The organism is Kitasatospora sp. NPDC006697, from assembly GCF_042869935.1.
GTDB lineage: Bacteria > Actinomycetota > Actinomycetes > Streptomycetales > Streptomycetaceae > Kitasatospora.
On the sequence record NZ_JBIAGU010000063.1, the window covers coordinates 1 to 10,289 of the forward strand.

Below are 10,289 nucleotides of genomic sequence, written 5' to 3' on the forward strand. Positions count from 1 at the left end.
GGCCGCTCCGCTTCGCTCCGTGGCCGTGCCGGGCACCGCGCTTCGCGCGATGCTGGTCCCGCTCCGCGTGACCGCGGGGCTCGCTTCGCTCGCCCCGCTCCTCGCCGCTTCGCGGCTCGGCCGGCCTACGGCCGGGCCCTGGCTCCGCTTCGCTCCACCAGGGCGTGTGACCTTCGGTCACGCGGGCCGCCCTCTCCTCCGCTTCGCTCCGATCGGGTGCGGCCGTGCGCCCTCCGCTGCGCTCCGGGCGGGCTGACTGGGAAGGGGGTGGCCGGGGGCGCTTTCGCTGGCTCGTTCCTGCGGTGGCCGGAGTGGTCTAGACCACTCCTGGGAGGTGGGTCCGACGGGTCCGATCGGGCTCCGGGCACTGTCTTGCCCGGAGCCCGATCGTGGATACGGAAAGGATGTATCACTTTCAACTCGTGATGGAATCCTGCCAGATCGGGCCTCAGGATTCGGCCAACTAGCCTTCTCTAAAATGGAGTTGGAGCAGCCTCGCACATGGAACAGCACCATCCTATTGCCCTGCATCCGGGCTTTGGCACCCCCGTGCCTCCCGCCCGGCGGATCTGGCCGAGGGGGCCGTGCGGGGCCTATGGTGGCGGGCGGGTGCGTAGCCGGTCCAATCGCGGGGCGCCGGACCGGCGGGGGCGCTGGCGCCTCAGCCTGTCGGACCCAGGCGGCTGAAGGCCCATCGGAGCACTTCCTGGTCGGCCCGGACGCGGCCGGTACGAGTGAGGGCCGTGTGGGTGTGGGCGGTCAGGCGGGCCCAGTTGCGGAAGTTGCCGTGAGCGGCGTGCTGGTCGGCGAAGGCGATGTCGGCGGGGTCGGCGTCGGCCCAGACGGGGTGGTAGAGCGGGATGACGTCCAGAACCTCCTCCGGGGTGAGGCGGGCCAGGCGCTGCCAGATGAAGATCCGGGAGGAGAGCATGGGCTCCTTGCGCAGGGTCTGGTAGCAGCCCTCGCCGCCTACGAAGACGATGGCGAGCTGGGTGTAGGGGTCGTCCCAGAGGTAGCGGATGTACTCCAGCTGGTCGCTGGACAGCCACTGGGCCTCGTCCCCGCACTCAAGGAGCTGAAGAAGACCCAGTCAAAGCTCGAAGAGACCGAGCTCGACCTGGCCGGAGCCCGTGCTGGAATCACGCAGATGATGCGAGACAGGGCAGCTCGACCCACGTAGCCGTGCCGGAGTCACGAGCCCGCAGGGCGGACGGTTGGCCGCTCATCTGTTCGTGCCCGAGATCTCGGCCTCCGGTGCGAGCCTCAGGTCGGCCATGGCCAGGAAGTCCGCGAGGTCGATGATGCCACCGCCGGTCCCGTCGTCCCACATCGTCCAGAGCCTGGATCCCTCGCCGTCCCACGTGTCGGTGTCCTCGCTCGGGTGCTGCTCGACGGTCCCCTCGCCGTGCCGGTAGCGCAGGTAGAGGTACTGGCCGCCCGTTGTCCACGCGTCCCACTGGGACGGGAAGCCGTGACAGGTCTGCACGACCCGAGCGAGGGTCACATCCTCGTGCAGGCTTGCCTCGACGGGGCCGAGGTGCTGATCACAAGCGAGGAGGAGATCGTCGTCAAGGGCGAGCAGACGGATGCTTCCGCCGGGAAACCGGAGCGTGAGGCCTGCGGCGAAGCCGATGCGGGCGTCCCGGTACCGGATCTCCCGCACTGACCGGATCGTCTGACCGACGAACCGGGCCACCGGAACGTCCGGCGAGTCGTCTGTGGCCGTGACCTGGCCATCTTGCCCCATTGAGTACGGCTCGTGGGGCTGGTCGGTCCTCAGCGACAGGCCTGTCCCAGGTGTATGGAACAGGACCGGGCCCAGACCCTCCAAGTGCAGCCACAGGTGCAGCAGTGAAGGCTTGTCCTCAGCGTAGTGGTGCCAGGCCGTGGTCACCCGCAGCAGCCGCTTGCCGACCAGGTCTGCGGCGACCAGCTCCTCATCGTCGGTCATCCGCCGATGCTCGCATTGCGGTCAGCCCCAGGACACCCGATTTTCGGGAGCCTCCATTCCGGCGGGGCAGATCCGCCAGGGGGGCTCCGCGCGTCCCTCAAGCAGGTGTTGAGGGACAGAGCGCCGGTAGACCGCCGACAGCAGGATTCGCCGGACAGGCTCTATGGCCGCGTCCGGATGTCCCGTCGCCGTTCGGCCGCCGTCCGGACCTTCGCCAGCGCGCGCTCGCGGTCGACCGGCGGCGGCTCAAACCGTCCAGTGCTCACCCGGATGTGCTCCTCCCAGCGGTCCTGCCAAAACTCCACCGTCCAACCGGGCCATCGTTGCGGCATCTCGTACGCCTCCGCCGCTGCCCCGAGCGTCCACCAGCCCACCTGCCGCCGCAGCGGATCAACGTGAATCCCGGCCTCTGCCGACAACCGACACACACCGTGCTCCGGGCCCTCCGCCAGCCGGTCGAGCAGCGCGACCCCCTCCCGGATCGGGTGATCGGAGTGGTTGGCCACTACGTAGCAGCGATCCGTCCCGGCCGTCACCACCGCGACCATCGGCTCAGGGTCGGCCAGTTCCTCGTCGTCCGGCTCCACCAGCGAGCCCACAGCGGGGCCGTGTCCGCGAGCACGGACCTGTTCTGGGTCCAGACCCAGATACGTCCGCAGATCCGCGGGACCGTCGTAGACCCACCGCACGTCCCACCCCGCCCACGCCTCCCGCAACAGCTGAAGGGTCGCAGCCCGGTACCGCATCACTGTGCTCGGCCCCTCCCAGGCGAACAGCATCAGCACTTTCCGACCGAGGTCGATCAGCGCCGCCCCCTGGCAGTGCACGTCGTCCAGCCACCGATCGTCCACCCCCAGGTTCCGAACCATCGAGAGCACCTCCGCCGGCCCCTCCAGCAGGTCGAGGTCGATCCCCACCGCCCCGAACCGGGAGAGGTACAGCTCATACTCACCGCTTTCGCGGACAACGACAAAGTTCGCACGATCGGCCATCCGCCCAGGATGGCCAGCACCAGGACCCAGCGCCACCGAATTGCCGCACTGTCCCCGCCTTCTTGCCTCATGTGCCAGAACATCCAGCTTGCTACTGACCTGCGAGATCAGGTTGACAACCATAGATAACCAACGACCTGACCGAGCCCCAGCTCGTCGCGGTCTCCGCCGCCAGCAACCGCTCCAAGGGCGACAAGAGCCCCGACCAGTGGTAGCCCCCGCTGCAGTCCTACTGGTGCACCTACTCCCGCGCCTGGGCCGAGGTGAAAAGCCACTACCAGCTCAACATCACCAGCGATGAGAAGCAGGCCCTCGCCGACATACTCGACACCTGCGACCAGTGACCACCCCCGACGCCGAAACCGGGGCCGGAGCTGGAGATGGAGCAGCCGCCAGCTCCCGGACCGGTGAACGGTACGAGGACCGGGTAACCGCGGGCCCCGGCGGCGTGATGACCGTCGAAGTCGGCACCATCACCGGCGACCTCACCGTCGTCACCACCAGCTTCCCCGCCGACCGGGCGTGGGTCGCCATCCAGTACACCGGCGCCGACGAGTGGTACACCCTCGATGGCACCCCCGCCCCACTGCCCACCGGCCACACCCTCGCCGACTACCACCGACGCGTGCTCGCCGCCGTCGAGGCCGGCGGCGAAACCAGCGCACCCCGCTGAACGGCTGCCGCGGGCCTGCCGGCACCGGCCGGGCCCGGGGACAGGTCCAGCCCCTAACCGAGCGGGGTCCGGCCGCCCGGCAGGCCCGCGGCAGCCTTCCGGGTCGGTGACGGCGCACGCGTGCACCCCCGCTGTTGCCAAGGCGAGGCACACGAAGCTGAACGCGGAGCGTCCCGCCAAGCACGGCATCCGGCCGTACGGGCGTAGACGGCCCTCGGCGATGAGCAGCTGCGCCAGGCGGGCGGTCTCGTCCTGGGCGTGCTGCTGTTGGCGGGTGCGGTCGTGGCCGGCCTGCTCGGCCCGGTGCTCCTTGAGGGCGGTGTGGGCGTCCATGAGGCCGGCCAGCCACGGGGCGGGGCGGTTCCAGGCGACGGTGACGCCGTCCGCGACGACCGCCAGCTCCACGCCGATCGGCTTGCCGTCGTGCTTGCCAGGAGGCGCAGTTCGGCCAGCCCGTCGGGCAGGTCGGTTTCCTGCCCCTCGTCGAGGTCGCTGTCGGGGTCGGTCAGGTCGTCGTAGATCTCCGCGGCCGCCAGTTCCGGCAGCCGCTCGCACAGCAGGGCGACGTCGTGCTGGTTCTTCGTCATCTTCGCGCCTTTCGGTTCGCTCAGTGCGTATGCGACATGACGCCATGCGGTCAGACCGATACGATGTAGCGCCAGTGGCGGGCGGCCGATCGGGTGAACCTCTCCACTTGGTGACGGACCGGCACTTCCCGCAGGGCCAGGCCGCTACCGTTGCGGGACCGGCAGGACGCGCACGCCGGACGCCGATGGCCCGCACCCGCGCTGCGGACCCAAGGCCCAGGTCTCCCGGGGCCCCCTCGCACGGGCCCGTGACTGGCTCACCAGCGCCGGCCGGGCGCAGGCGGACTTCGCCGTCGCCTTCGCTGACGGAGTGGAAGTCCCCCGGCTATTCCAACCCGAATCCACACCACCACCCGGCGGGCGGGACGCTGGACCGGCTCGAGTGTGCCGAAGCCGCCTCGGGCACGGTCGGGTCGTAGATCAGGCTGTCGTCCGCACCACCGCCCTGCGGGCCGCCACCGCCCGCGCGCACGGCCCCTGCAGCGCCTGGTCCTGACGGCCCACCCGGAGCTGGCCTGGCCGTCGGGGCCGGGTGCGCGGCGCCGCCCGCTTCCACCTCGTACCAGGTCGCGCCGGCCAGCGGCCCAGCGCCAGCAGCGGCGAAGCGGCACCAGGACGGCCCGGCCAACGGACTTCGGGCACTGGATGAACTCGGCGGGCGCGATTGGTGGGGACGGGCAGCACCAGCGGGCCCAAGTCCTCGACGGTGCGGTCCTGTTCGCACTGCGGGCACTCCAGCCGGTCCGGGCCGGGCGGGTGCTGCACGCCAAGTTCTACCCGGCGAAGAGCCGTCGGGCCAGGCTATCCTGATGGGACTGAGGGCTCCTTGAGCTTGCTTGGTGTTGCAGAGGAACGGCACCGCCTACGTGGACCGCGCCTGGCCGCACCGCCACGGCCTCGTCGAGGAACTTCCACCCCTCGGCGGAGGCGATCGCCGAGGTCACCAGCCTGCTCGCGCCTGGAGACAGCAGGTTCTGAGGTCTCAGCCAAGGCTGAGGCGTACGACCGAAACTCGTCGACTTCACCTATGCGGCGGGGTTCGTGGGCAGGAGCCGGGCGAGCCAGTCGGTGCGGGTTCGACGGGCTGTGGACGAGATGTGTGCCTGCGGGTACAGGGCGTCGAATCCATGGAAGCCGCCTGCCCAGACGTGGAGTTCGGCCTGGCCGCCGGCCGCCCAGATGCGGGTGGCGTAGGCGATGTCCTCGTCGCGGAAGACTTCGGCGGAGCCGGTGTCGATGTAGGTGGTCGGCAGGCCCGCGAGGTCGTCGGCCAGGGCGGGTGAGACGTATGCGGGTACCTCGTCGTCGGTGAGGTCGCCGAGGAGGCAGCGCCATCCGAATCCGTTCATCTCGCGGGTCCAGACGCCGGGCCCGTTCGAGTACTGGAGGCTGGAGGTGGTGGTGTTGCGGTGGTCGAGCATGGGGCCGATCAGGACTTGGGCGGCGATCGTCGGGGTGCCGAGGTCGCGGGCCAGCAGGGTGACGCCGGCGGCGAGGCCGCCGCCCGCGCTGGCGCCTGCGACGATGATCCGAGCGGGGTCGATGCCCAGTTCGGCGGCGTGGTCGGCGATCCAGAGCAAGCCCTGGTAGCAGTCGTCGACCGGGATGGTGCCGGTGGACTCGGGCGCGAGCCGGTAGTCGACGGAGACCACGACGGCGCCGAACTCGTCGAGCCACTCCAGGGGGATGTCGATCTGTGAGAAGCGGTCGCCCATGACCATCCCGCCGCCGTGCATCCAGTAGACGCAGGGTGCGGCAGCGGTGCGATCGCTGTTCGCGGGGCTGAAGACGGACAAGGAGATCGGGGTGCCGTCCGGACTCGCAACGGTGGCCTCGCGCCGGTCGACGGCGCGACCTTCGAGGAGCGGTTCGACGGGCATCGAGGCGAAGGGGCGTACCTGCGCCAGCGCTTGCGGGCTGAGCTCGGACATCAGCGGCATGTCGGCCAGGAGTTCACGCAGTTCGGGGTCGAGGGAGGGGCGTGCTGTCACGGTCGTTGCCTCTCGTGGGTGGTGGAAGGACGGTCGGGCGAGGACGGGGGCCGCCTCGGTGGGCGCCGAGGCGGCAGAGGCCGGGGGTGGGGTGCCGGCGGTCCGGCGGGTCAGAGGGCCGATTTGCCGCCGATCGGAACAAGGTCGGTGTACTCGGAGTCCTTGGCGAGCAGCGGGTCGATCTGCGCCACTATGGCCTGGGCGGTCTTGCCGGCGAAGACGCGGTGGTGGTCCTCCTCACTGGTCCAGCCTTCGGCGACGTGGACGACGTCGGGGTCGGACGCGGAGCGGGAGACGAGGTAGACGAGGCAGTATTCGCTCGCGCCGGGGTTGCCCTCGTTCAGTCCGGTCAGCAGTAGGTCGACGAGCCGGTCACCCATACCAGGCCTGGCAGTCAGGGTGGCGCCGAAGCCGTAGTCGGCAGTCATGGATTCCTTCTCTTCCTCTTCAGTGAATGGAGTGCGGTGATTCCATTCAAGTGGGTTGAACTGCAGAAACGTTAGACCGATACTCTTTTGCACTTGCACGATCCTCGCGGCTTTGGGAACAGCAGCGCGGAATGGTGCTGCAATGGACGCATGCACCTCGAAGAACTCCGCACCCTGCTGGCCCGCCATGCGCGGCCCGACTGGACCACCGCCGTCGACGGCGTCCTCATCTCGAAGGTCGACCGCCCTGATCCGCCGGCGCCTTCGATGTCCGGCACGCTCCTGGCGGTCATCGCGCAGGGCGCCAAACGCCTCGCCCTAGGTGAGAGGGTGTTCGAGTACGGACCCGGGCAGTACCTGGTCGCATCCGTCGATCTGCCCGTCACAGGGCAGTTCACCCGGGCCGACCCCAAGCAGCCCGCGCTGGGGTTCGGCCTCGTCCTGGAACCCTCCGCCATTGCCGAGCTGCTGCTCGAGGCCGGGCCAGGAGACGCCCCCCGGAACAGCGGGGGCGCGCCGTCGGGGATCGCCGTCAGTGACGCTCCGGCCGCGCTGCTGGACGCGGTGGTCCGGCTGTTGCGCCTGCTCGACGAGCCCCGCGACCGGGCCGTACTGGCCCCGCTGGTCAAGCGCGAGATCCTGTGGCGTCTGATCACCGGCGAGCAGGGTGCGACGGTTCGCCAGCTGGGCCTGGCCGACAGCAGCCTCAGCCACATCTCGCGGGCCGTGCGCTGGATCCGCGAGCACTACGCGCAGCCCTTCCGGGTCGAGGACGTGGCGCGGCAGTCCGGCATGGGCGTCTCCGCCTTCTACCGCAACTTCCAAGCCGTGACCGCGATGAGCCCCATCCAGTTCCAGAAGCAGATCCGGCTCCAGGAGGCCCGGCTGCTGCTCGCCACCCATCCCGGAGACGTCACCGGAGTCGGCCACCGCGTCGGCTACGACAACCCGTCGCAGTTCAGCCGGGAGTACCGCCGCCAGTTCGGTGCGCCCCCCAGCCAGGACGCCGCCCGCCTGCGTCAGGCCGTACGTGCGCCGGCAGGTCTCCTGTCCTGAGCTGATGACCCCTTCCGGAGGATCGTGCAAGGAACAGCGAGAATAGTTCTACTGTCTCCGCAGGTCAGAGCGATTCAATGGGATTACCGATTCTCCCGTGGAGCAGGAAAATGCCTGCCCGCCCGTATGGATCCCACCACACGCAAAGGGGCACAACATGAAGACGGTTCTGATCACTGGTACCTTATCCGGGTACGGGCGGGAGACCGCCCGCTACTTCCACTCGCAGGGGTGGAACGTCATCGCCACGATGCGGACGCCGCGTCCAGACGTCCTTCCTGAGTCGGACCGGCTCCGCGTCATCGAACTCGACGTAACCAGGCCCGAGAGCATCGCCGCGGCGTTCCAGACAGCCGGGCCCATCGACGTCCTGGTCAACAACGCGGGCGTCCCATCGATCGGCGTGTTCGAGGGCACCCCCATGGCCCGGGTACGGGAAGTCTTCGAAACCAACACGTTCGGCGTGATGGCGGTGACCCAAGCGGTGCTGCCCCGGTTCCGTGAGCGCGGCTCCGGGGTGGTGGTCAACGTGACCTCGAGCGTGGTGCTGGGGCACATGCCGCTCACAGCCGTCTACAAGGCGAGCAAGATGGCCGTCGAAGGGTTCACCGCATCCCTCGCGCTCGAACTCGCGCCCTTCGGCGTCCAGGCGAAGACGGTCGAGCCGGGCGCCTGCCTGACGACGAACTTCGCAGCCAACGCGGCCAAGGCGGCGGACGGGGCACCGCTGGACGAACTGATCCCGGCGCCCTACGCGTCATGGGCGCAGAAGGCCATGGACGACTTCACGGCGCAGGACCTGTTCACCAGGGAGAGCGACGTCGCCGAGACAGTGTGGCGAGCCGCGCACGACACGACCGGCCAGTTGCGATTCCCCGCCGGCCCCGACGCGGTGTTGCTCTCCCAGGCGAAGTGATCAGCCGGCGGGCACGGTCACGCCGCCCTGGACCCAGGAGCCGACCTCGCGCCCGCGCACGGGTCACAGGACACTCCAGCCGGTCCTGAAGCGCATAAGTACCTGTTTCCGATCCCCGGAGTCGGCGGCTTCGGTAGCCTGATTCCAAGGTGGGTTCTGGGCCGAGTTGGTGGCCACCACCTTGAGAACGATCACGGCAGAGTCGGTCAGCCGACCGACCCGCCGGCCCCTGGGGCCTGTTCTCCTGTCCCGTCTCATTTGATCTTTGTCGGTGGCGCCGGTGCTGAGCTGGGCAGACGCAACGATAAGTGAGCCGCTGCTTTCGGCCTCGTCTCACTTATCGTTGCCGCTAGCATGGCAGGCCGCCCGGCCCGCTCAGCCACCGATGCTCGACACCAAGACCAACGAGTTCGCCGACTTCCTGTTCGCCCACCGGGCCCGCCGGGTTGCGAAGGACTACATCAACACGGCGATCATCCCGATGCTCTGCCGCAAGGCCGGCGTCCCTACCGCCGACGTCCGCGGCAACATCACCAGCCATCGAGCCCGGTCCACCATCGCCAGCCAGCTCTACAACGCCAAGGAGCCGATGACGCTCTTCGAGCTGCAGGAATGGCTCGGTCACCGGACCGAAGCGGCCAACCCGCCCGGACTCGCCGACGACTTCACGGCGTGGGTCCGTACCGGCTGAGGCATTCAGGGAGTTCCAATACCCGACTCCACCATCAGCTGTCTTCCAGGACGACTTGATCCGCTCCTACCGGACGTATCTGGACACCCGCCGGGCGAACCGGCCTGCTGCCGAATACCGCGAGCCCACCGAGGAGGAGTGGGACGAGTTTCAAAAGCACTTCGAACTGCGCAAGGTCGAGCTCGGAACATGCGGGCGCCCCTACGGCACCCCCTGCGCGCATGAGCACGCGTGCATCCGCTGCCCGATGCTCCGGGTCGACCCGGCACAGCGACGGCGCCTGGAAGAGATCATCCGCAACCTCACTGACCGCATCGACGAAGCACGCGCCAACGGCTGGCTCGGCGAGGTCCAAGGTCTCCAAGTCAGCGCCGAGGCCGCACGCAACAAGCTCGCCGCGCTCGACCGCCTGGCCCGAAACCGGCCCCGCGCCTCGGTCGACCTCGGCATGCCGATCATCCCCGGGGAGCGCTGATGAACACATCGCCCAGCGCAGGAGGACCGCTACGCATTGCGCCAATCGTCGGTGACGCACGCCGTCTCGAAGTGCCACCAGCCCTCGGCCACTCCATGAACCAGCAGCGACTTGATGCCTGCGAGGTCCGAGTTCGCCGGCACGTTGAATGCCACCAGCGGGAACTCGTCACTGACAACTTCGCCACCCAGCTCGAACGGCGACAAGCGCTCGTGCACGGCTCGGGCGCTCGGGCCGAGCGGTCCGGTTGGCACCGGAAGGACTCGGATCGTGCAGTTGCCGGAGGCTTCCACGCGTTCCACCGCCCAGTGCCGGCCCTCGGCATCCGTGGTGAATCGGACGACATCGCCCTCGGCCACCCCTTCCTGGAGCAGCGGGACATTCTGCACCCGCGCGGTGTCCTCGCTGCGCAAGGCAGCCCACAGTCCCTCGGTGTCCTGAGAGGGTGTTCGATACCGATTTAGGCTGCCGCGAGGAGTTTCGGGCGGAGGTATTGCCCGATTCTGTCCGGGCTGGCGGTCAGTCGGGT

Annotated in this window: 10 protein-coding genes and 1 pseudogene; 5 read left to right on the top strand and 6 right to left on the bottom strand. The window is 69.1% G+C overall.

What is annotated here, in order from left to right; genetic code table 11:
* Positions 1–661 precede the first annotated feature (661 nt).
* From ACFYNO_RS40920 to ACFYNO_RS40930, 3 genes are all read right to left on the bottom strand, one after another.
* Positions 662–931, bottom strand: a complete 270-nt coding sequence (locus ACFYNO_RS40920) for a hypothetical protein (protein ID WP_388023826.1) — start codon at positions 929–931, stop codon at positions 662–664.
* Positions 932–1,222: 291 nt separating this feature from the next.
* A complete protein-coding gene (locus ACFYNO_RS40925) occupies positions 1,223–1,951 on the bottom strand; it encodes a hypothetical protein (protein ID WP_388023829.1) in 729 nt (242 codons plus the stop codon).
* A 161-nt stretch (positions 1,952–2,112) separates the two neighbouring features.
* Positions 2,113–2,943 (bottom strand): hypothetical protein, encoded by an 831-nt coding sequence (locus ACFYNO_RS40930; protein ID WP_388023831.1) that lies wholly within the window; start codon positions 2,941–2,943, stop codon positions 2,113–2,115.
* Positions 2,944–3,394: 451 nt separating this feature from the next.
* Here ACFYNO_RS40930 and ACFYNO_RS40935 point away from each other — a divergent pair, with 451 nt between their 5' ends.
* Complete coding sequence (locus ACFYNO_RS40935; RefSeq protein WP_388023832.1) at positions 3,395–3,616, top strand: hypothetical protein; 222 nt, start codon at positions 3,395–3,397, stop codon at positions 3,614–3,616.
* 1,612 nt (positions 3,617–5,228) lie between these two features.
* Here ACFYNO_RS40935 and ACFYNO_RS40940 read toward each other — a convergent pair.
* Positions 5,229–6,143: an alpha/beta hydrolase gene (locus tag ACFYNO_RS40940; RefSeq protein WP_388023842.1), complete on the bottom strand. Its 915-nt coding sequence runs from the start codon at positions 6,141–6,143 to the stop codon at positions 5,229–5,231.
* A gap of 161 nt (positions 6,144–6,304) precedes the next feature.
* Positions 6,305–6,622: a putative quinol monooxygenase gene (locus ACFYNO_RS40945; protein WP_072653205.1), complete on the bottom strand. Its 318-nt coding sequence runs from the start codon at positions 6,620–6,622 to the stop codon at positions 6,305–6,307.
* A 150-nt stretch (positions 6,623–6,772) separates the two neighbouring features.
* Here ACFYNO_RS40945 and ACFYNO_RS40950 point away from each other — a divergent pair, with 150 nt between their 5' ends.
* From ACFYNO_RS40950 to ACFYNO_RS40965, 4 genes are all read left to right on the top strand, one after another.
* On the top strand, positions 6,773–7,678 hold the full coding sequence (locus tag ACFYNO_RS40950) for an AraC family transcriptional regulator (protein ID WP_072653206.1): 906 nt from the start codon (positions 6,773–6,775) through the stop codon (positions 7,676–7,678).
* A 157-nt stretch (positions 7,679–7,835) separates the two neighbouring features.
* The gene (locus ACFYNO_RS40955; protein WP_388023836.1) at positions 7,836–8,594 is read left to right on the top strand and encodes an SDR family oxidoreductase; all 759 of its coding nucleotides are present in this window, start codon (positions 7,836–7,838) and stop codon (positions 8,592–8,594) included.
* Positions 8,595–8,979: 385 nt separating this feature from the next.
* Positions 8,980–9,285, top strand: a complete 306-nt coding sequence (locus ACFYNO_RS40960) for a hypothetical protein (protein WP_388023837.1) — start codon at positions 8,980–8,982, stop codon at positions 9,283–9,285.
* A 55-nt stretch (positions 9,286–9,340) separates the two neighbouring features.
* Positions 9,341–9,760: an integrase gene (locus ACFYNO_RS40965; RefSeq protein ID WP_388023840.1), complete on the top strand. Its 420-nt coding sequence runs from the start codon at positions 9,341–9,343 to the stop codon at positions 9,758–9,760.
* 29 nt (positions 9,761–9,789) lie between these two features.
* Here the strand turns inward: ACFYNO_RS40965 and ACFYNO_RS40970 are convergent.
* Positions 9,790–10,197: pseudogene (locus ACFYNO_RS40970) on the bottom strand (DUF4265 domain-containing protein); the annotation flags it as partial.
* Positions 10,198–10,289 lie beyond the last annotated feature (92 nt).

Bases quoted from the DNA above. Each gene is read 5' to 3' on its own strand.
- ACFYNO_RS40930 (WP_388023831.1), bottom strand. From the start codon at position 2,943: ATGGCCGATCGTGCGAACTTTGTCGTTGTCCGCGAAAGCGGTGAGTAT.
- ACFYNO_RS40935 (WP_388023832.1), top strand. From the start codon at position 3,395: ATGACCGTCGAAGTCGGCACCATCACCGGCGACCTCACCGTCGTCACC.
- ACFYNO_RS40955 (WP_388023836.1), top strand. From the start codon at position 7,836: ATGAAGACGGTTCTGATCACTGGTACCTTATCCGGGTACGGGCGGGAG.
- ACFYNO_RS40945 (WP_072653205.1), bottom strand. From the start codon at position 6,622: ATGACTGCCGACTACGGCTTCGGCGCCACCCTGACTGCCAGGCCTGGT.
- ACFYNO_RS40940 (WP_388023842.1), bottom strand. From the start codon at position 6,143: ATGCCGCTGATGTCCGAGCTCAGCCCGCAAGCGCTGGCGCAGGTACGC.
- ACFYNO_RS40960 (WP_388023837.1), top strand. From the start codon at position 8,980: ATGCTCGACACCAAGACCAACGAGTTCGCCGACTTCCTGTTCGCCCAC.
- ACFYNO_RS40950 (WP_072653206.1), top strand. From the start codon at position 6,773: ATGCACCTCGAAGAACTCCGCACCCTGCTGGCCCGCCATGCGCGGCCC.
- ACFYNO_RS40920 (WP_388023826.1), bottom strand. From the start codon at position 931: ATGCTCTCCTCCCGGATCTTCATCTGGCAGCGCCTGGCCCGCCTCACC.
- ACFYNO_RS40925 (WP_388023829.1), bottom strand. From the start codon at position 1,951: ATGACCGACGATGAGGAGCTGGTCGCCGCAGACCTGGTCGGCAAGCGG.